This is a genomic window from Mucilaginibacter sp. Mucisp73, from assembly GCF_059491465.1.
In genome coordinates this window covers 2062825-2085378 of sequence record NZ_CP168507.1, presented here as the reverse complement: position 1 = coordinate 2085378, position 22554 = coordinate 2062825, and the positions used below count along the sequence as shown (strand labels likewise).

At 36.5% G+C, this 22554-nt stretch carries 20 protein-coding genes; 19 read left to right on the top strand and 1 reads right to left on the bottom strand.

All coding sequences use genetic code 11. The features are described from left to right. Nucleotides 1–22 precede the first annotated feature (22 nt). A complete protein-coding gene (locus tag ACEN82_RS08940) occupies nucleotides 23–1084 on the bottom strand; it encodes an MFS transporter (protein WP_413318744.1) in 1062 nt (353 codons plus the stop codon). A 270-nt stretch (nucleotides 1085–1354) separates the two neighbouring features. On the opposite strand from ACEN82_RS08940, the gene ACEN82_RS08935 reads away from it, so the two are divergent. The 19 genes from ACEN82_RS08935 (at nucleotide 1355) to ACEN82_RS08845 (ending at nucleotide 22510) form a co-directional block, all read left to right on the top strand. Then, on the top strand, nucleotides 1355–2431 hold the full coding sequence (locus ACEN82_RS08935; protein WP_354483596.1) for a tellurite resistance/C4-dicarboxylate transporter family protein: 1077 nt from the start codon (nucleotides 1355–1357) through the stop codon (nucleotides 2429–2431). Nucleotides 2432–2807: 376 nt separating this feature from the next. Further along, the gene (locus ACEN82_RS08930) at nucleotides 2808–4481 is read left to right on the top strand and encodes a capsule assembly Wzi family protein (RefSeq protein ID WP_413323081.1); all 1674 of its coding nucleotides are present in this window, start codon (nucleotides 2808–2810) and stop codon (nucleotides 4479–4481) included. 161 nt (nucleotides 4482–4642) lie between these two features. Beyond that, nucleotides 4643–7126 (top strand): SLBB domain-containing protein, encoded by a 2484-nt coding sequence (locus ACEN82_RS08925; protein WP_413323080.1) that lies wholly within the window; start codon nucleotides 4643–4645, stop codon nucleotides 7124–7126. A 41-nt stretch (nucleotides 7127–7167) separates the two neighbouring features. After that, nucleotides 7168–8250, top strand: a complete 1083-nt coding sequence (locus ACEN82_RS08920; RefSeq protein ID WP_413323079.1) for a lipopolysaccharide biosynthesis protein — start codon at nucleotides 7168–7170, stop codon at nucleotides 8248–8250. A 3-nt stretch (nucleotides 8251–8253) separates the two neighbouring features. Continuing rightward, complete coding sequence (locus ACEN82_RS08915) at nucleotides 8254–8664, top strand: sugar 3,4-ketoisomerase (RefSeq protein WP_188832497.1); 411 nt, start codon at nucleotides 8254–8256, stop codon at nucleotides 8662–8664. Continuing rightward, on the top strand, nucleotides 8661–9077 hold the full coding sequence (locus tag ACEN82_RS08910) for a sugar 3,4-ketoisomerase (protein ID WP_188832498.1): 417 nt from the start codon (nucleotides 8661–8663) through the stop codon (nucleotides 9075–9077). The genes ACEN82_RS08915 and ACEN82_RS08910 overlap by 4 nt, the downstream gene beginning before the upstream one ends. Next, nucleotides 9067–9618: an acyltransferase gene (locus ACEN82_RS08905; RefSeq protein ID WP_413323078.1), complete on the top strand. Its 552-nt coding sequence runs from the start codon at nucleotides 9067–9069 to the stop codon at nucleotides 9616–9618. The genes ACEN82_RS08910 and ACEN82_RS08905 overlap by 11 nt, the downstream gene beginning before the upstream one ends. Then, nucleotides 9615–10712: a DegT/DnrJ/EryC1/StrS family aminotransferase gene (locus ACEN82_RS08900; protein WP_413323077.1), complete on the top strand. Its 1098-nt coding sequence runs from the start codon at nucleotides 9615–9617 to the stop codon at nucleotides 10710–10712. The genes ACEN82_RS08905 and ACEN82_RS08900 overlap by 4 nt, the downstream gene beginning before the upstream one ends. Nucleotides 10713–10749: 37 nt before the next feature. Further along, on the top strand, nucleotides 10750–12003 hold the full coding sequence (locus tag ACEN82_RS08895) for an O-antigen translocase (RefSeq protein ID WP_413323076.1): 1254 nt from the start codon (nucleotides 10750–10752) through the stop codon (nucleotides 12001–12003). Further along, nucleotides 11996–12847: a glycosyltransferase family 2 protein gene (locus tag ACEN82_RS08890; protein WP_495644098.1), complete on the top strand. Its 852-nt coding sequence runs from the start codon at nucleotides 11996–11998 to the stop codon at nucleotides 12845–12847. The genes ACEN82_RS08895 and ACEN82_RS08890 overlap by 8 nt, the downstream gene beginning before the upstream one ends. Before the next feature lie 189 nt (nucleotides 12848–13036). Further along, nucleotides 13037–13648 carry an acyltransferase gene (locus tag ACEN82_RS08885; protein ID WP_413323171.1) on the top strand — a complete coding sequence of 204 codons (612 nt, stop codon included), beginning with the start codon at nucleotides 13037–13039 and terminating at the stop codon, nucleotides 13646–13648. 14 nt (nucleotides 13649–13662) lie between these two features. After that, on the top strand, nucleotides 13663–14256 hold the full coding sequence (locus ACEN82_RS08880; protein WP_413323170.1) for an acyltransferase: 594 nt from the start codon (nucleotides 13663–13665) through the stop codon (nucleotides 14254–14256). Between the two features lie 33 nt (nucleotides 14257–14289). After that, complete coding sequence (locus ACEN82_RS08875; RefSeq protein ID WP_413323169.1) at nucleotides 14290–15429, top strand: NAD-dependent epimerase/dehydratase family protein; 1140 nt, start codon at nucleotides 14290–14292, stop codon at nucleotides 15427–15429. Between the two features lie 349 nt (nucleotides 15430–15778). Next, entirely contained in the window at nucleotides 15779–16261 is a 483-nt protein-coding gene (locus ACEN82_RS08870) for an LbetaH domain-containing protein (protein ID WP_413323168.1), read from the top strand. A 228-nt stretch (nucleotides 16262–16489) separates the two neighbouring features. Beyond that, nucleotides 16490–17371: a glycosyltransferase family 2 protein gene (locus ACEN82_RS08865; protein WP_413323167.1), complete on the top strand. Its 882-nt coding sequence runs from the start codon at nucleotides 16490–16492 to the stop codon at nucleotides 17369–17371. Between the two features lie 11 nt (nucleotides 17372–17382). Further along, the gene (locus tag ACEN82_RS08860) at nucleotides 17383–18738 is read left to right on the top strand and encodes an O-antigen ligase family protein (protein WP_495644097.1); all 1356 of its coding nucleotides are present in this window, start codon (nucleotides 17383–17385) and stop codon (nucleotides 18736–18738) included. Nucleotides 18739–18789: 51 nt separating this feature from the next. Next, entirely contained in the window at nucleotides 18790–19896 is a 1107-nt protein-coding gene (locus ACEN82_RS08855) for a glycosyltransferase family 4 protein (RefSeq protein ID WP_413318919.1), read from the top strand. Nucleotides 19897–19926: 30 nt separating this feature from the next. After that, nucleotides 19927–21045, top strand: a complete 1119-nt coding sequence (locus ACEN82_RS08850) for a glycosyltransferase family 4 protein (protein ID WP_413318921.1) — start codon at nucleotides 19927–19929, stop codon at nucleotides 21043–21045. Between the two features lie 121 nt (nucleotides 21046–21166). Beyond that, nucleotides 21167–22510 carry a sugar transferase gene (locus ACEN82_RS08845; RefSeq protein ID WP_413318923.1) on the top strand — a complete coding sequence of 448 codons (1344 nt, stop codon included), beginning with the start codon at nucleotides 21167–21169 and terminating at the stop codon, nucleotides 22508–22510. Nucleotides 22511–22554 lie beyond the last annotated feature (44 nt).

Below are 22554 nucleotides of genomic sequence, written 5' to 3'. Positions count from 1 at the left end.
TGTTAAATTACTACTGCGTCAATTAACCGAAAAGGTTACCTCCATTTTGCTGCCTGGCCTTAAGATGAGCCATTGCCAACCTTGAGCGCTTCCCCTCGGGGCTCAGATCAAGGTGCGATGTACCATCCTCAAGTGTAAAGTCAAAGCCTAATTCTTTGGTTATAATTTTCAAGTCGTTTATATGCAACTGGGTAGCAAATTCCTTGTGGGTATGAGGGCATACCGCCATACCCCTTTTTATGCCTTCCTTTTTGTAAATATGAGCGCCTATTTGGGCCGGCCGTTGTATAATATGAAAAAACTTACCAAACGGAATCCAGATAAGAAACATAATAACTGTTATAGCATGGGTTACGGCCATATAATCATATGCAATGCCTTTCATATATTCATAACCATAGCTCAAGCCCAGGCCGGTAACAGCGATAGCTAAAAGCAGTATTAACGGCAGCAAATCACCCTCAAAAGTTTGCGTGGCAACTAAACCGGCATTAGTGAGGCGACGACGCATAAATATCAATACGCCGGCAATAACTAACCACGAGCACCAGTAAAGGGCCTTAAAAATCACAAAAGCCACAAATGAACCAAGTGCAAATTCAAACATTTTGAATCCGAAGAAATGGGCTTCATACATGTGCACACTTGAGGGGTTTATACTCGTGGCGGGGTTCATGGTAAAATTTATCCAGCCAAAGGTTAACGGAAAAGTAACGCAGAAAGCCATTGTGCAACCTGTTGCCATTAAAAAATGGCCTATCCACCGGCTCCGTCCGCGGGGATAAATAAACTTTTGGAAGCCAATATTTTGTATAAACTCTTTTGCAAATGAAATAACATGTAAAAATATCTTCCCGGTAAAAAAAAACTGAAAGGTGCGCTTAAAATACATCCAGGTAGGTGGCCGTTGCAACCATACGGTATATCGGTAAACTATTCCGAAAAAAGCGAACACAGTTCCGAATAAATAAATAATTAATGCGGGGTCGAAATTTTGAAGCTTACGTGAGCCATAAAAAACGAACGAGATTAACAATAAGGAAACTCCTGTAGCTATAAATAGGGCCTTTTTATTAAGAGACATATCCATCTGCTAATTGTATTACGAAGTATGATAATTGCCGGTTTCACTAAGCCGGATTAGATTTTCACCAAAAATATACAGCTATTTCTGATGCGGGTTTTCCAGGTTTCTGTTTGTTATTATAATATGCCGTGGCTATTATAAAACATTTAAAAATACAAAAAAAACAGTTTCTTGTATCGGTTTTAATTACATTAGACTATATTCTCCAATAATTACCTTTTATTAATGCCTCTTTATCTCCTGTTATCATAAACTTATTACGAAAATATGGAAGCTCAGCATACAGCACTACCACCTAAACCAGGCGAACCGATTACGGGCCACTCACTCCAAACTTTTTTTCCGGGTTACTTTGCTTTGGTAATGGCAACCGGGATAGTTTCGGTTGGTGCCTTTTTGTATAATATGAAACAGGTTGCCAACATCTTGTTATGTGCTAACGTTATTTTTTATATTGTGCTTTGGGCTGTGCTCATATTCCGGGCAATTAAATACCCTACAGATGTATGGAAAGATATAAGCAGTTCCTCGCGTGGAGTTACTTTTTTAACCATTGTTGCCGCGAATAATGTTTTAGGGAACCAGTTTGGCTTAATGACCTCCTATAAAGATGTAGCCATTTTTTTATGGGAATTTGGCATCGTACTCTGGGTGATGATTACTTACACCTTTTTTATTGTGATCACCGCCAAAGAACCTAAACAAGGAGTGGAAGCGAGTTTAAGCGGTGCCTGGCTGCTCATTGTCGTAGCCACCGAATCTGTAGCTGTGCTGGGGGCTATTATTGCCGGTGAAATGGTTCATAAGGATGTTATTATTTTTATATCGTTTTGCGCTTTCCTCATTGGTGCAATGCACTATATGGTATTTATATCGTTAATTATATACCGCTGGCTTTTTATAAGCATGAAAGCGGAATTGCTAACCCCTCCATATTGGATAAATATGGGTGCCGTAGCCATCACCACGCTGGCGGGTTCTCGTTTATTGATGTACTCACACAATCATGAATGGATAAGCGGCATTAGCTATTTTTTACCCGGGCTCACGGTTTTTTTCTGGGCGTTTGCCACCTGGTGGATCCCGATCCTGTTTTTACTACCTATATGGCGGCATATCATACAAAAGGTTCCTGTGAAATATGATCCCCAATATTGGTCGCTCGTTTTTCCGGCCGGTATGTACGCCGTCGCTACCTTTAATTTTTCCAAGGCGCTTGATCTCCCGTTTATCCTGCCCATTTCCAATATCTTTATTTATTTTTCAATTACTGCATGGGTGATTGTTTTTGCAGGAATGTTAAGAGAGTTCATCCGTTTTTTGTATTCAGAAAAGAGCCTTTAAATATTTCAAAAACTTAAGTATAAAGGCCTTGCTTTATTCTAAACTCAAAAGCAACGGAAAAGTAAACAATCAATAATAGTTAAAATCTGTTTTGGAAAAAGCGGCTAAGATTGTCCGGAGTTTTTTATTTAAAGGTCATTGTAATGTTTTGGCATAATTAACCGTATTGGTAATCAAATTGTATTTTTTTTATTAAACTTAAAAAAAGGTTTTGAAATTTCAAAAAAAAGCCGATAATTGCCATCGAAATATCAGAAAACCCGAGCTATTGATTAAAGATTCGCATCTGGATACGATGCACCGGTCAATATTAACAGAAAGATATTTTAATATTACCATTTGGTTAATTTATTAGTTTCCTAAACCTTTCTTTTTGATGAGCATCCGTATAACTATCCGATCCTTATATATTGTAATTTTACTATCCTTCACTGCTGCGTTAAAAGGCTATAGTCAAACCATGCCAGTTGGAAGCTATGCTGAGGAGCTATTACGCAGGGATCAGGTAGCAGGAAATACAAACAGTACATCATCACTTGTTATCAGGCCATTAGCTTCAACTATTGCTGATCCTGCGCTTCAGCCATTAATTTCGAGCCATGAGTATATAAAATTCAATTTCATGGGCATGCCATCGGGTTTACGCATCCTTCCGTTTAACTGGTTAAATGAATACAACGTGAACCGTCCCTATGGCTACAATAATTCCTCATTATATCCAAATGCAGGCTATCAAAGCATGCTTAGTGGCGGCTTTTGGTTAAAAGCCGGAATTCTCAACGTACAGATAAAACCTGAGCTGGTTTACGCGCAAAATAAAAACTTTTCAACTTTTGCAGATATACAGGCCCGAAACAATTCGCCGGCACTCATGGGTGCTTATTTTGGCCAAATCAATGGTATTGATGCACCCGAACGATTTGGTACATCTTCTTTAAAACATCTTTATCCCGGGCAATCAAAAATCACTTTGACGTATAAAAGCATTGAAGCCGGCGTATCTACAGAAAACTTGTGGTGGGGACCAGGAATAAGAAATTCAATCATGATGAGCAATTCGGCCCCTGGCTTTTTCCATTGGACCTTTAATTCAACCAAACCCGTTAAAACACTGGTTGGCTCATTTGAGTGGCAGATCATAGGAGGCAACCTAAAACAATCGGGCTTTGCACCAGACGATGTAAGCAAACTTATATACGGCAGCAATTTATATAGCCCCAAACCTAAAGTTACAAGGTATATTTCGGCCTATAGTGTCAACTGGCAGCCTAAATGGCTAAAGGGCTTATACCTTGGCCTTTCTGCTTATGACTATCTTGACAAAGACTCTCTTTATCATAATAAAAACATTATCCGTAAAGTAATTCCGGTTATTACCGGCTCTTCACTTAAGGCGAATGACATCAACAACGGACAAAACGGCGACCAACAGGATTTTGCTTACGCACTCAACATCAGGCAGCTGCTACCTTTATACAAAGCTGAAATTTACTTTGAATGGGCTCGTAACGACCGCACCGGAAGTATTTCTGACTTTTTACAGGAACCCGAGCATTCATCAGCATATACCTTTGGCGGACGCAAACTGTTTGAACTTAGCCGGGGCGGCTTTATACAAATTAAATCGGAAATAACACAGTTGCAAAGAGCGCCAACCTATTTGCTGCGCGACGAACCTTCATGGTATATCCATTCGCAAAGCCCGAGAGACGGTTATACCAATTATGGCAGATACATAGGTGCTGGAATCGGGCCGGGTGGAAACAGTTTTATTTTTGATATAAGTTACCTCAAAAATTACAACTCATATGGCCTTATGCTGGAAAGACAGTTACATAACAACGATCTGTATTACCAGGCTTTTACTGAAGCCAGAGTAAGCAATCTTCACTGGGTAGAACTTGCAGGTACATTTTATGCTAATCATAAATTTAAAAACTACCTGCTCTCGGCCGAAGCTACGCCTGTTTACACATTGAACTATGAATATAGAAATGGTTCGAGCTTTAATTTACATGCCAGGATTAACTTTACTTATTTTTTTAATTAATGGACAATTTTAGCCCATATTTTTAGTTTATCGATCAACACACCAGTTATACTACAAATTAAAAAAATCACTTTACCCCCTGAAATGGGAAATTGGTTTACTTTTGCAGAAAATATTATCATTTATTGGAGTGTTATTTTATACTCTGATGACTTTCACATATGAACAGACTTCGCTTTCTTATATTTTTAATTGCTGTACTCAGTTTCGGAGCAGTTACTAATATTACCGCCCAAACCAACTTACAAAACATTTCCTCAATTAATGTCGACGATATTTCAGATCAGCAACTGATTCAGCTGTTACAGCAAGCTCAAAAATCAGGATTAACCGACGCTGAGTTACTACAGCAAGCTCAAAGCCGGGGAATGTCAGCCGCGCAGGTTCAAAAGTTAGAACTTCGTATAAAAAAATTAAGGACCAAAAGCAACGAATCATCCAATACCAAACCCGATTCGACACTTACACAGCAAGGAAGGCAACTTAATTATAAACCAGATACTACTGATACTCTTTACACCAATAAAGATTTATTTGAAAGCTTAAAGCCCAAAATTTTTGGCGCCGATATTTTTAAAAATAAAAGCAGTTCATTTGAACCCAACCTTAAACTGGCTACCCCTTTAAATTATATTGTTGGGCCTAATGACCAGCTTAACATAAATGTCTACGGCAGCTCGTTGGTGAACTGGAAACTGGAAGTATCGCCCGAAGGAAATATAAACATTCCGGGGGTTGGGATTTTAAATGTTGGCAGTAAAACTATTGAACAAGCTACGGCCTTGATAAAAAGCAGGCTTGCAGCTAACAACTATGCGGTTGGCCGCGGTACAAGCGTACAGGTTACCCTCGGTAATATCCGGAGTATCCAGGTAATTATCATAGGGCAGGTAGCTAAACCAGGCACTTATACCCTACCCTCGCTCGCTACCGTTTTTAATGCATTATATATGGCAGGCGGCCCCAACGATAATGGCAGCTTAAGGCAGATAGAGGTGATCAGGAATAACCGCATTATCAGGCACCTGGATGTTTATGATTTTTTGTTAAAAGGCGACCAGAAAAACAACATTACCCTACAGGATCAGGACATTGTACGCGTACCAACGTACCGGACCAGGGTGCAGCTTGTTGGTGAGATTAAAATACCTGCCTTGTTTGAAGTTTTGCCGGGAGAAAGCCTGGATAACATTATAACTTATGCCGGTGGTTTTACTGATAGCGCATATACTGCCAGGATCAAAGTATCGCAGGTAAGTGATCAGCAGCGCAAAATAACGGATGTGTTGGAAGCCGATTATAAAAACTACATTCCGTTAAGGGGCGATAAGTATACTATTGAACCTATTATATACAGGTTTGAAAACAGGGTAGTAATAAAAGGAGCAGTTTTCCGGCCTGGCGATTATGAACTGCAAAGCGGGTTAACACTGCTGCAATTAATTGACAAAGCCGCGGGATTAAAAGAAGACGCTTTTACCGAACGCGGTACAATTACCCGCCTAAAGCCGGATAACAGTACCGAAATAATAGGATTTAATGTTAAGGACGTTATCAATAAATCTGTAAATATCCCCTTGCAGCGTGAAGATATTGTTAACATCTCATCCATATTTGATTTAAGGGATAAATACACCGTTACTATTAATGGTAATGTAAGGAAGCCAGGGAAGTTTGCTTTTTCAGAAAACATGAAAGTAGAAGACCTGATTTTAAAAGCCGGCGGTTTTGCTGAAGGCGCAAGTACAAACCGTATTGAAGTAGCTCGGAGGATAACCGATGCCGATCCTTCATCTAAAAACAGTTCAGTATCGCAGGTTTTTAGCGTTAATATTGACGGTAAACTAAAACCGGCAGACGCTAACTTTGTGCTTACCCCCTTTGATATTGTTTCGGTATATAGCCTGCCCGGATATGAAAAGCAAAAAACAGTAAAGGTTGAGGGCGAAGTTTTATACCCTGGCTCCTACACCATCAAAAGTAAAAACGAAAAAATATCCGACCTGATTGCCAGGGCTGGTGGGCTTACCGCCTCGGCCGATGCAGCTGGCGGTTCGTTAAAACGCGATAATTTTGCAATACTGGGTATAGATAAAAACAAAGCAGATACTGCATCAGTAAATGCAGAGCGCTCGGCCCGGATCAACAGATTAAAACAATCATACAAAGATTCGACGAAAACCACCACCGATACCGTACAACAAAGAAATAATTATGTTGGTATTGAGTTGGATAAAATTTTAAAGTCTCCCGGATCAAAAACAGATTTGCTTTTGGAAAATGGCGATGTTATCAGGGTGCCAAAGCAACAGCAGATTGTTCGTGTTAACGGCCAGGTACTTTACCCAAGCGCCGTGGTATTTGACAAATCAAAATCATTTAATGATTTTGTTTCAAATGCTGGTGGTTACGGTCCCGATGCGTTAAGACGTGGTGCCTATGTGGTTTATCCAAACGGAACTGTAAAAGGCACACGTAAATTCCTGTTTTTTAATAACCATCCTTCGGTGAAACCGGGTAGCGAAATATATGTTCCTAAGAAATCTGAGGGTAAAGGCAATACTGCCCAAACAATTTTAGGATTTACTACAGGGCTGGCTTCATTAGGTGCTATTATTTTGGGGATCTTAAGTTTGAATAAATAATTAATATCAACAGAAATTTTTCGGCTTAATTATGTTAATTAATGGAAACTAACCCACATAATAGTACAGTTTCAAGTCAATCAGCGAACGATATTTCACTTGCCGATCTTGTTAAAAAAATTAAAAGCTTTACGCAATATCTTCGCAGTAAATTATTACTGATAGTTTTGACCGGGTTACTGGGCTTAATCTCAGGCCTTGTATATAGCATATTCAAAAAGCCCGAGTACCGGGCGGTTTATACCTTTGTACTTGAGGAAGAAGAAAAGGGTGGACTTGGCCAATATGCAGGTTTGGCGTCATTGGCAGGCATTGATGTAAGCGGTGGTGGCGGCGGCATTTTTCATGGCGATAACATCCTTGAACTTTACAAATCACGTAACATGATTAGTAAAACTTTGTTAAGCACGGCCATATTTAACGGCAAACCACAAAAACTTATCGACAGATATATTGAATTTAATAACCTTAGGAAAAAATGGGAAGATAAGTCCACATTGAAAAATATCAGCTTCAATGGAAATCCCGATTCATTTAACCGATTGCAGGATAGTATTATCATTGATTTAACTAAAACTATAAACAAAAGCGCACTTAACGTTGACAAACCAGACAAAAAACTTAGTATTATAGAAGTTGACGTATTTTCAAAAGATGAGTTATTTGCAAAAGAATTTGCCAATAATATAGTTAATACAGTAAACAGTTTTTATGTGTTAACAAAAACTAAAAAGCAGCTTCAAAATGTAACTATACTTCAAAAGCAGGCGGATAGTGTCAAATCGATACTTAACAGCTCTATTGTAGGTGTTGCTTCCGCGGCAGATGCTTCACCAAATGCAAACCCGGCATTATCAATTTTAAGGGTCCCTTCGCAACGCAGGCAGATTGATGTTCAAACAAGCACCGCCGTTTATGCTGAAATAGTAAAAAATCTTGAATTATCTAAAATTCAACTCAGAAAGGAAACGCCGCTTATTCAAGCCATCGATACACCGGTATTGCCTTTAATGGTAAACAAACTGGGTAAAATCAAAGCCTCAATATTGGGTTTTATGGCCGGTGTTTTTTTGGCCTGCATGGGAGCTACTGTAAGGAAAATTTCCACTAAAATAATAAATTAACAGATGGTTGATAATTTTAATGCCCCCCAAATAATAAAACTTCCTCAGATATTGGATGAGAGAGGTAACCTTTCGTTTTTGGAGGAACACAACCATATCCCGTTTAAAATCGAACGGGTTTATTGGATATACGACGTGCCGGGTGGTGAAGAACGGGGCGGGCATGCCTATAAAGAAAACAGAGAATTTATCATCGCCTTATCCGGAAGCTTTGATGTGATATTAGATAATGGAAAAGAAATAAAAAGCTACTCATTAAACAGGTCATACTATGGTTTATATGTACCTGAAGGAATTTGGAGGCATATGGAAAATTTTTCGACTAATTCATTGGCTTTTATAGCCGCGTCCACGGCTTATCAGGAAGATGACTATATAAGAGATTACGAGGTATTTAAGCAAAATAAATCATGAGAGCTTCGGTATACAATTGTAATGTAATTGAATTGAAAAAAATTCATAATAGAGCAGGAAATATTACATCTATTCATGGCTTATCAGAAATACCGTTTGATATTCAAAGGGTTTATTACCTATATGATGTTCCTGGGGGCGAAATACGCGGCGGGCATGCCCATTATGGATTGCAACAACTAATTGTAGCAGCCAGCGGAAGCTTTGACGTGGTGATTGATGATGGCCATATGAAAAAAACAATTACGCTTAACAGGCCTAATTTTGGATTATATATAACGCCCGGCATCTGGCGCGATCTTGTCAATTTTTCGTCTGGAGCGGTACTATTGGTTTTAGCATCCAATAAATATGATGAAAAAGATTATATAAGGGATTACCAAGAATACTTAAATCAAAAAAATGGCCTTTAATATTCATCGCTTGGCTGATGTTCAGTCCAATAATATAGGTAACAATACTTCAATATGGCAGTTTTGTGTGATACTGAAAGACGCCGTAATTGGTTCAAATGTTAATATTAATTGTAATTGTTTTTTAGAGAATGATGTAATAATTGGTAATAATGTTACGATTAAATCTGGCGTGCAAATATGGGACGGGATAACAATAGAAGATAATGTATTTATTGGCCCCAATGCTACATTTACTAATGATCTGGTACCTCGCTCAAAAATCTATCCTGAAGAATTTAAAAGAACACTTATAAAAAAAGGTGCTTCTATTGGTGCAAATGCCACTATTGTTGCCGGTATCGAGATAGGCGAGTTTTCATTTATCGGAGCAGGTAGTGTTGTTACTAAATCTATCCCACCTTATACGGTTTGGTACGGTAACCCGGCTGTTCACAAAGGCTACATTACCCAAAATGCAAAAATTTTAGATATAAATTTATTGGATAAAGAAAGCAATATTCAATATGTTTTTGATGGATATAAACCTGTTATAAAATGATTAAGTTTTTAGATCTGCTGGCAATTAATAAACAACATAAAGAGGAATTAAAGAAAGCGTTTGAGCGTGTTTTGGATTCGGGCTGGTATATAATGGGCAATGAATTAAAGAACTTCGAAACCGAGTTTGCAACGTATTGCGGAGCTAAGCACGCAATAGGCGTGGCCAACGGGCTGGATGCATTAATTTTAATTATCAGGGCCTATAAAGAGATGGGGATATTTCAGGACGGTGATGAAATTATTGTACCTGCCAATACCTACATAGCCAGTATTTTGGCCATATCTGCTAATAATTTAGTTCCTGTGTTGGTTGAGCCTAATATAGATACTTATAATATTGACCCTGCACTAATTGAATATCACATAACAGAAAAAACAAAAGCTATTTTGCCGGTTCATCTATATGGCCAACTGTGTGATATGAAGTCAATAAATGCTATTGCCCAAAAACATCAGTTAAAAGTAATTGAAGATAGTGCACAAGCTCATGGCGCAACAAGTAATGGTAAACGGGCCGGTAATTTTGGCGACGCCACTGGCTTTAGCTTCTATCCGGGTAAAAACTTAGGTGCCTTAGGGGATGCAGGTGCTATTACCACTAATGATGACTCATTAAATGGATCTATACGGGCTTTACTAAATTATGGCTCACATAAAAAGTATGAAAACCTATATAAAGGAGTTAACAGCCGTTTAGATGAGTTACAGGCTGCTTTATTAAGCGTTAAATTAAAAACACTTGATCAGGAAACAGCAACTAAAAGAGCAATAGCAAATCGTTACCTGGCGGAAATAAACAATGGTAAAATTATTTTACCAAAAGTGGCTGAACAAAGTGCACATGTTTGGCATTTATTTGTTGTAAGAACAGATACGCGTGGGCATTTACAGCAGTACCTTACAGATAAAGGCATTCAAACAGTTATTCATTATCCTATCCCCCCTCATCAGCAAGAGGCTTATAAAGAGTGGAACCACTTGAGTTATCCACTAAGCGAAATGATTCATCGTGAAGTTTTAAGTTTGCCTTTAAGCCCCGTATTAAAGCCCGAAGAGGTTGATTATATTATAGAAAGCATAAATGAATATTAAAGAAGTTTTAAAGGAAAACATCATTTAATCAGAGCACTTGAAACTTATAAAGACTTCTTTTTTTTCGGCTATAATTACTTTTATTCGCATCGCTTCAGGCTTTGTCGCAAGCAAAGTTGTGGCTTTATTTACCGGTCCGGCTGGTATAGCGCTAATTGGACAATTTTCTAATTTTATAACCATCGCTTTAACATTTGCTAATGGCGCAATTAATACGGGTGTAATAAAATATACTGCAGAATTTGAGGGGGATGAACAGCAATTAAAAACACTATTTAGTACAGCGTTTAAAATAAGCGTAACTTGCTCGGCCATATTTGGCTTAGTGTTACTTTGCATAGCAACTTATATTTCTCAATGGTTATTTCATTCATCACTCTATATAAATCCGCTACGTGTTTTGGGGGTTACTATTATTTTATATGCCCTTAATTCGTTATTGATCTCGATTTTAAACGGAAAAAAGGAAATAAAAAAATACACCTTGGTCAATACAATAGGTAGTATTGTTGGTTTAGTTTTTACAGTTATATTAGTTTATTTTTATAAAATTACCGGTGCACTTTACGCTTTGGTTTTAGCCCAATCCATTGTATTCTTTGTCACCTTAACAATGATTGTAAAAAGTAGCTGGTTTTCGAAATCTTATTTTAACCAGTCTTTTAACAAAGAAACAGCGCGCAAACTATCAGGATTTAGTTTAATGGCTATAGTTTCGGCTTTAACTGTACCTGTTTCGCAGATTATTCTGCGTAATATGGTAATTAATAAATTGGGGATGAACGATGCCGGTTATTGGCAGGGTATAATGCGTATTTCTGATGGTTATCTGCTATTGGTTACTACCTCTTTAAGCACCTATTACTTACCTAAGTTATCATCATTGAATAATGACGACGATCTGCGTAAAGAAATATACCACGGGTATAAAATTATCCTTCCCGTCGTTTTTACAAGTTGTTTGCTCATTTACTGGCTGCGTTTCTTTATAACCCATATGTTATACTCCAAAGAATTTGAAGCCATGACCCAATTATTTGCATTTCAGTTAATTGGCGATTTTTTTAAAATGGCAGCGTGGATACTGGCTTACTTGATGTTAGCCAAAGCCATGACTAAGGCATTCATAATAACAGAAGTCGTATTCAGCATAAGTTATGTTTTGTTAGGATATGTTTGCATACATTTGTTTAACCTAAACGGTATCACTATAGCATTTGCAATTAATTATTTTATTTATTTAATAATTATGACTATGCTTTTCAGAAAATTGTTATTTAAACATGCTTAATTCGCCCCTTGTTTCTGTGCTTATACCATGCTATAACCACGAAAAGTATGTTGCCTATACCCTAAGCAGCATAATTGAAGACACTTACCTTAATAAAGAAATCGTTATTATTAATGATGGCTCAACTGATAATTCAGATGCAGTAATAAGACAATGGATAGCAGAGTATGGTAATAAAGTATCCATTATTTATAAAAGCCGCGAAAATAGAGGAATTTGTAAAACACTTAATGAATTATTAGATATATCAAAGGGGAAATATGTGTTACTTGTAGCAAGTGATGATGCTTTATATGGTAATACTATTCAACAGAGGGTTGAGATGATGGAAAGCAACGAGAAACGTGGCAAATTGGTGCTAATCGGGGATGCTTTAATAATTGATGAGAACAATAATATCAGTGGGCCAAGCTCAATGGCTATTAATGCTGGAAATAAGTTAAAATTTAAAACTGATGAGGGTATTTTAACCGAAATGATAAACCGACCGTCTACTGTTGGACCTATATCATTTATTAATAGATCCATTTATGACAAAATTGGATATTATCCTGAAGATTTATCTGCCGAAGATTGGTTCTTTTATCCAAGAGCCGCTGCCATAAACGCCATTTTATTTTGGGACAATATAGTAGCCAAATATAGAGTACATTCTGGCAATGTTTCAGGGCGCAATATTTCAATTAAGCAAAGCATCAAAAATCATAATGTAGTTAAAATATCAATATTTAGGAATATACGTTGGTTCCCTGGTTTATATTTTAAGCTCATGGGAATAAAGAAACTTCTTAAAATACAGTTAATTATTTTAAAATTAAATTTACAAAAACTCATCTCTGACTGATAAGCAGGTTTGCCAAATTATTATGGATTATTGATTTATCTTCTATTCATCCATATTATTTGCTCATTTACTCCAAGAATTATAAAGTATATGACAAAACATTCTTCGGTAACAGAACAGGCAATTGTGGTTGATTTATTTGTGAAATTATTAATAGTGTTTTTGTCAATCAATTAATAAGCACACCTTATGATAAACGCTTTGTTCCAAAAGATTAGAACCCTTATTTATTTTGCTTTGATATATCCATACTATAAAGTTGTTTTTAAAACGATTGGATCAAAATCAAAAATTATTTCCCCATTAAAAATTAATGGCGCAGCCAATATCTCTATAGGCAATAATGTTGTTGTGGAATATAAAACATGGCTTGCAGCTTATCCTCATACAGGCTTAACAGATTGTAATTTGATAATTGAAGACGGGAGCCGTATAGGGCATTTTAATCACATTTATGCTACCTCAAAAATACATATCGGTAAAAATGTGTTAACTGCGGATAAAGTGTATATAAGCGATAATTTACATTCATACGAAAACATAAATGTGCCAATAGTTAACCAGAAAATAAAACAAATTCAAGAAGTTATCATTGGCGATGGGGCTTGGTTAGGTGAAAACGTATGCGTTATCGGTGCTAATATAGGGAAAGGATGTGTTATTGGTGCAAATGCGGTGGTCACAAAAAACATTCCGGATTTTTGTGTCGCTGTAGGTAATCCCGCCAAAATAATCAAGAGATATAATATAGTTACAGGCACATGGCTGCCGACAAATGCAAGTGGCGAATTTGTAATATAGTAATAGGTTAGCATATGGATTTCTATAAAAATATATTAAGGGCAAGGCGATTATATCACAAACTGAAAACCTGTACATGGTATAAGCTATTTTTAAAAAAGTGCGGTAAAAATAATGTTGTTATTAAACCGATATCGTTTACGCCTAAGGGCATATCGCTGGGAAATAATATTTCTATAAATAATGGATGTAGGTTAGAAGGAGTTTTTAGTCATGCTGGGATAAGTTATAATCCTGTAATTGAGCTAAATAACAATATAAATATTGAACAGAATTTACATTTAACCTGTGCAAATAAAATTACAATAGGAAACGATACTGCAATTTCTGCAAACGTTACCATAACGGATATTATCCACCCATTTGAAAATAACGGAATTATTTATAAAAACCAACCACTTATTGTAAAAGAAGTTGTTATTGGTGACAACTGTTTGATATTAAACAACTCTGTTATATTACCTGGCGTCTTTATTGGAAACGGTTGTGTTGTCGGCGCAAATAGTGTAGTAAGAGAAGGGACATATCCTGATTTTAGTGTTTTGGCCGGGAGCCCGGCTCGTATAGTTAAGCGGTACGATACCACAAAAAAACAATGGGTCAGATAAAATAGGGAACGCATTGATCATAAAAATAATTGAATGAATAAAGTACTAATTACAGGCGGAGCAGGTTTTATTGGAAGTAACCTTGCATTATTGTTATTAAGCAAAGGTTTTGAGATTACTGTTCTTGATAATCTATCGCCCCAGATCCATGGCGATAATGCGGAGAATGAGTCGCCGTTATATTTGGCTATTAAAGATAAAGTTAACTTTATAAGGGGAAGTGTAACTTCAAGAGCAGACTGGGAAAAAGTTATTACAGGGCACAATGTTATTGTGCACTACGCGGCTGAAACCGGCACAGGCCAGTCTATGTACGAAATTGCACGATATACCGAAGTTAATATTCAAGGTACTGCCTTGATGCTTGATATTTTGGCCAACAGCACGCACCAGGTTAAAAAGGTCGTTATAGCATCCTCCCGATCTATTTATGGAGAGGGTAAATATTATGCCGAAGACCTGGATCAATATGTTTACCCGGAGCATCGTACATCGGCCTATATGGATGGCGGAGATTTTGAAGTAAAACATCCTGGTTACTCAAAAGCGTTAAAGCTTGTAGCTACTGACGAAAATTCAAAGATCCATCCATCATCGGTATACGGTATTACCAAACAAAACCAGGAACAAATGATCATGACAGTTTGCCCAACTATCGGCATTGCTCCGGTAGCTTTCAGGTATCAAAATGTATACGGACCCGGCCAGTCATTATCAAATCCTTATACAGGCATTCTTTCGATATTTTCTACACTTATAAAAAACAACAAAGGGATAAATGTTTTTGAAGATGGAAAAGAGAGCAGAGATTTTGTATTTATTGATGATGTTGTTAATGCCACTTATTTAGGTATTATAAATGATAAAGCCGATGGACATGTTTTTAATGTTGGTGCTGGCGTGGCAACCGATGTGCTTACAGTTGCTAAAACATTAATAAAGCAATACAGCATTGAAGTACCGCTTAATATATCAGGCAACTATCGGCTTGGCGATATCAGGCATAATTATGCAGATTTAACTAAGATTAACAAAACGCTTGGGTTTGTTCCTTCCGTTGATTTTGAAACTGGCATTGCCAGGTTTGTTAAATGGGTTAACGGGCAGCAGGTAAACACAGGTAAATACGAAGATTCAATTGCCGAAATGAAAGAGAAAGGTCTTTTTAAATAAATTATGGCAAAACTTGGTTTAGTAACAGAGTACTGTTTACCAATAACGAAGTGTTATGTGGCCTTTTTTAAGTACTGCAATGCAGATATTAAGGATTATTGTTTCACGTTCAATTGATCATCCCTGTAATAATGCTACAAATAGGTTGGTCATACAATCAATAAATAACACTTAACAAACTATTCACATTTTAAAACTGGATAATGATGAATGACACTTTGATTATTCAAAAGATCCACTTTTACGGTACTCGAAAAAGCTGGATGATCGAAGGCGCATTTTATCAACAGTTAGAAAAGCCTAAGGGAGGATTGTCGGAAGCAATGATATTGAGCCTAATTGTTAAGAGATGATAAAGGATATTAAAAATATTTTACGCCGTAATGGATTTCATTCCCGAATAGTGGTGTTGGTGCTTTATTTCGAAAAAAAATTTATCATCAAATTCCCATTCAAAATTATTCGGAAACTTATAAACCAATGTATTTATCATTGTGAAATACATCCAGATAGTTTTGCTGACATTAAAGCTATTGCTACCCTGCGACTACCTCATCCTTTTTTGATAATTGTTCATAGAACGACGAAAATAGGTCTAAACGGTACAATTTTTCAAGGAGTAACTATAGGCGTGGTTGAAAATAAAGAAATTAAAGCGGCCCAAATAGGAGATAATTTTTACATCGGCTGCAATTCTTCGGTTTTGGGGCCAGTTAATATCGTGAACAATGTGACTGTTGGGGCGCATTCATTAATACTAACAGATATTAACGAAAGTGGAGTTGTTTTTGGCTTACATAAAAAAATGAAAGAAACCCTGAAAAATCTGTAGTTAAAGAATACCTCAATTACACATATTGATTTTAAATAGCTTTCAACAAAATTTACTTATCAAAATTAGATGAGTTTTGAGCTATATATAAAATATAATAGTGATGCGTGAGACTTTAGCAAAACCAGAATCACTGCATTTGTCAATGTGTTAACAGGCAGCAATGAATTGAAGGCAAGCGAAAAAACGCTATTGCCAAAATGAAGGATAAAATGTTTTTTATAAATTATGGGAAAAATTGGATTAGTAACGGTTTTGTTTAATAGCGAAAAGGTATTGCCTGGCTTTTTTGAAAGCATAGGAAAACAGTCTTTTGCCGATTATCATTTGTACATCATTGATAACAATCCAAATCAACAATCTGCTGCGTTGATAGAGAACTTGGCGCGAAATAATAAGGTCACTGCATATACCTATATAAAAAACGACACGAATGTAGGCGTAGCAAAAGGTAATAATCAGGGTATAGCCTTATCTGTTGAAGCCGGCACAAGCCATACGCTGTTACTTAATAACGATATTGAATTTTATCAGCCCAACCTGTTGCAGGATATATTAGACCATTCTATAAAAAATAATGAAGCTATCGTTATCCCCAAAATATTTTTCTTTGATAACAAAAAAGTGCAGTTGGCAGGAGCAAAATTTTTATTGTATAAAGGCACAACTATTGGTATTGGCGAAGGAGAAGATGACGCCCCAATATATAATATTGAAAAGTATGTTGATTTTGGCCCAACCTGCTTTGCCTTATTGGATAATAAAATATTTGAAAAGGTTGGCCTTATGGACGAAAAATATTTTGTTTATTATGATGATACCGACTTTATGTACAGAGCGCATTATGTATACGGGTACAAAATTAAATTATTACCCTCCCTGCATATTTTTCATAAAGAAAGTTCGTCCACAGGTGGGGACAGAACCCTATTTTCCATTTTTTATGGTACCAGGAACCGGATCTATTTCATCAGGAAAAACTTTAACGGTTTGCGATTTGCAAGTGCATTATCCTATACACTACTGACAAGGATACTCAGGTATGTTCAATTTAATGCCGACCAAAGAGCCCAATTGGTAAATGGGCTGCGCCAAGGTTTCAAATTATAATTTGTTCAATAATGACGGCTTTAATAAAGGAACGTAATTTTAAAGATAGCATTGTTGTACTGATGTTGCTACTGATAGGCTTTCAGTCATTTCCTATTATTAAGGTTGGTGGGGTATTTAAAATTTATGAGTTATTAGCTTTGACGCTACTTTTTATTGAGATGGTATGTATTGACAAATTTAAATTTGCAAATAGCACATCAATAGCGGCTTGTTGCTTTTTTGTCGTATCGCCTTTAATCAGTTATTTTTACTCCAATATATTTTTAGGATACCCAAGTGGCTTTTTTCATCATTATCCGGATGCGGAATCATTTAAGTTTAACTATTATGTGTTCCCGTTTCTGCAACTCATTTATATGTTTTTCAATTTTACAGCGTTTAACGCTATCGCTATTTCAAAATATATTTATGAGCATTTTGAAAAAATACTGAAAGACATTGTACTGATAGGCACGCTTATAGCTTTTTGTTCCCTGTTTGCATTATTCGTTAAGGATGTTATCATTTTGTTGCCGTCTTTTATTCAAAATAAAACGTATTATGATTTTCGCAGCTCTGGTCTTTCACAAGAGCCAAGCTTTTATATCTTATACCAAGCCTGGATTTGTTTAATAGGGGGATATACCCGGCATCTGTTTAAAAAAAACATCTGGTATTTGATTATGGCTATCAATATTTTGTCGCTACTGCTCACTTTTTCAACGGCAATGTTTGGTTTTGCGCTTATCCTGGCAAGTTCTATTTTTCTTTTTAAAACATCGTTCAAAATTAAAATGGGAATAGTTATTACAATAGCTATCTTGTTGATATTAGGGTATCTGGCATTGCTTTACTTTGATCTTTATCCTGTTTTTGAATACATATTTGTATCCAAGCTATCGGGTTTCTTTTCGGTGCCCGAAACCACTACCGATAGTGGTAGCTACCGGAGCTATACCTCTTCAATAGGTATAAAAATATTTAAAGATCATTGGGTAACTGGCGTTGGTGTAGGCAACAGTATTTATTACATGTACATCTACGAATTTAAAATGGGTATCAGAGAGTTTGGCGAGATGCTAAGCCCCGGTACATTTCCACAAAATTCATTTTCAAGTGTGCTGGCGGATCAGGGAGTAATTGGAGGTCTTTCATTTCTTGCTTTTTTAGGTGGGGCATTAAGAAAGTTTTGGACCAACAGAAATAAAAGCCGTTATAACCAAATGTTTTTACTCGGTACGCTTTTTAATTTTTTAGCGATGCTTTCCATAGCGCCCACCTATTCCCTGTATTTGTGGGTTTTTATTGCCCTGGGGTTGTGTTTTATAAAGTATTTCAACGTAGAACAAAGTAACATAAGCGGAATGGCCAGCAAACTGACCTAAGCTATCAGGCAGCTAAATAATAGTCCACGGTTAAATGAATTATAGAAAAAAATGAAGGAAAAGATTTTATTGGTTGATCAATATAACAAAATTGGAGGAGGGCAAAGTGTTTTGATCAATCTCATCAATTCTTTTAACCATTTAGGCTTTGATTGTACGGTGGCTATTCCCCAAGGAGGGTACATTGAAAGCCAGGTAAATAATTTGAACTTTCATTATCTCCCCGATCTTAAATTAACTAATAAAAAGAAAACCGTATTCGATTCTTTAAAGTTGTTTTTTCACTATGCGGGCATCTTAGGTATAGTTAAAAAGGTACGGGAATCAGATATTATTTATGTTAACGGGCCCCGTTATTTTATCTTTTTTTATTTTATTTCGTTTTTTATCCGACGTAAGTTTATCTATCACGTCCATCTTGATTTTTCCAACGTTGGGAAATTTGTTTTAAAATTATTGTGTAATCAGTCCAACACTTTTGCATTAGTATTTACTTCCCATTTTTTATCAAGCGGGTTTTCAAATTACATAGGCTTAAGCAATACTGCAGCCAACAAAAAACTACATGTGATTGAACCAGGCCTGACCGAAAAATATGAGGCGCTTAAATTTAATGACAGACTTAGCAGCAGTAGGCATCAATTTAATTTCGTCTCCATAGGTAGGGTTTATCCGGGTAAGGGTTTTGATTTGATTGTTGAAGCCGCAAAAATCTACAATGATTATCAATTCTATATCATAGGAAATCCAGTTGAGGATTCATTAGCTTACTATGGATCTTTAAAAAACGATGCTCCGGCAAACGTACATTTTATAAAGGCATCAGATGATATCCCTCAATTGGTTAAGGAATACAATATTCATTTTGCTGTGGTTCCTTCAGATCTTAACGAGGCATTTGGCATTGTAGCAACCGAATTAATGATGTGTTCATGCATTACTTTCGTAAGAAACCGCGGAGGGTTAAAAGAAATATCAGTTAACACAGGAGCAATTCTGTTTGAAGACCGGGATACATTAATAACGGCAATAGCAGAAATAGTAACTTCGTTGAATGAATCGAAAAGCAATTTAGCTTTTAAACAATATAGCAATACTAAAAAATCATATAATTCGGCAGTATTTACCGAAAAATTAAAAAATCTGCTATCAGCTTAAACCTAATAACCACCAATTAATTACATCACCTTGAAAGTTGCATTAGTACATGAATGGCTTACCGTAATTGGGGGCTCCGAAAACGTTTTTAAAGAAATTGCCGCATTATATCCCGATGCGGATATTTATACGCTTGTAGCCCGCAAGGAAACCATTGTTAAGCTTGGCCTTTCCGGGCATAAGATAAACACTTCTTTTATTCAAAAACTGCCATTTGCAAAAACTAAATACCGGGCCTATCTGCCTTTATTTCCTTTGGCTATTGAGCAGTTTGATTTATCAGGTTATGATCTGATTATATCATCCTCACATGCTGTAGCTAAAGGAGCTTTAACCCATTCAAACCAAATACATATCTGTTATTGTCATTCGCCAATACGCTATGCCTGGGACTTGCACCATCAATATTTAAAAGAATCAGGGCTGGACAAAGGCTTAAAGGGTTTCATAGCAAAATATTTACTGCACCGCATCCGGCAGTGGGATATCATAAGCACCAACCGGGTCGATCATTTTATCGCTAATTCAAATTACATAGCCAGGCGAATTAAAAAGATCTATGGCCGTGAAAGTACAGTTATATACCCCAACGTGGCAACAGAAGATTTTTTACCTGTTTATGAAAAAAAGGATTACTACGTTACCTGTTCACGGTTTGTTCCTTATAAAAAAATTGATTTGATTGTACAGGCTTTTGCCCAGATGCCTGATAAAAAATTATTTGTTATTGGCGAAGGTCCTGATTTTAAAAAGGTGAGCAAATTAACTACCTCAAATACTACCTTACTTGGCTATCAACCATTTGATGTGCTTAAAAAATACCTGGCCGAAGGTAAGGCGTTTGTGTTTGCAGCTGAAGAAGACTTTGGCATTTTACCTGTTGAAGCCCAAGCCTGTGGCACTCCTGTAATTGCCTTTGGTAAAGGGGGCGCGTTGGAAAGTGTTGTCGAAAACAAAACAGGCATATTCTTCTATGAACAATCTGCCGAAGCCATTAAAGAGGCCGTGGAGCGTTTCGAGGTTAACGAATCGTTATTTAATTATAAAGAAATCACCCGGCACGCTTCTTCTTTTTCAACAGATATATTTAAAAATGAGCTACTTGTCCAAATTAATAATAAAACACAAAATAAAATAAAGAATAATTAGTTTTTAATTGTAGCGTTCTCGATGAATACCCCGTAATTAAGTTTAACAAACATTGGTTTTATTTAAAAACGATTCGTTTTAGTAAAATTATTATATTTGCACAACTTAACCCTGATCGCAAATGCGCTACTCTAAACTACTTCAGCCATTCACATTTTTTTGTGATTTAATCTTATTAAATATTGCACTGCAGTGTGCCCACCTATTTATATTTGCATTCTATTCGTCAGAAATACAGTCGACTGATTTTTTATTATTAGTTAACTTAACCTGGATTACCATTGCTTCGGTAACTAAAAACTATATCATAAAGAGGCCCCTGATATTAAGTGACAATTTAAGCAAATTCATGTCCTCTATGGTGTACCACCTGGTAATGGTTCTGGGGATTGTTTATTTCTTTAAGCTGTATGAGATAAGCAGAATGGTGATGTTTTGCACATATCTTTTGTTTTTTATCTTCATAGTTGTTCAGCGCTCTCTAATCTTTTTCACACTCGATTATATTCGTAAAAAAGGCTATAATATTAAACATGTCATCATAATTGGCAATGTGGATATCGTTAACCGGGTAAAAAAATCATTTTCAAGGCATCCGGAGTACGGGTATAATTTTATTACCACCATACCCGAAGAAATGATTGAAAGCCTGCCCCATGAAATATTATTTGACAAAATCCTTGAAGCCAGGCCGGATGAAGCATTTATATGCTACAAATTTATGGATCAGCTTTTATTAAATAAACTGGTTGACCTGGGCGATCAGCATTCCATTAAAATTAAACTGGTTTCGGACCTTGTACTTGACAACAGCTATGCCAGCATCGTTAATTATGAAAATCTTCCTGTAATACAGCTCTCCTCTTCTATTGAGCTCAGCCTGAAGATTATTTTCTTCAAGCGTTGTTTCGACATTATGTTTTCCCTTTTGGTAATGATCCCAGGGCTTCCTGTATTTATTGCGTTAGCTATAATAACTAAATTAACTTCAAAAGGTCCGGTTTTTTATCGCCAGGAAAGAATTGGCAGAAATCATAAACCTTTCAGAATGTACAAGTTCAGGAGCATGTACGTAAACTCAGAGCAAGCCGTGCCGATGCTGTCAAAAGATAAAGATCCCCGAATTACGAAATGGGGTGTATTTTTACGCAAATCCAGGCTGGATGAATTACCCCAGTTTTGGAATGTTTTAAAGGGCGACATGTCTATCGTTGGTCCCAGACCAGAGCGACAGTATTTTATTGAACAACTCATAGAAGAATCGCCCAATTACAAAAAATTATTAAAACTTAAACCCGGCCTCACTTCTATAGGGCAGGTAAATTATGGATATGCCGAAAATGTTCAGGAGATGCGTCACCGGGTTCGTTATGATCTTATATATTTAAAAAACGTCAACTTTAATAACGACTTAAGTATAATTTTCCAAACTATAAAAGTGATGGTGCAACTTAAGGGAAAGTAAACATTATTCTAAAACCCGGCACAACGATCTTCTCGAAGATATAC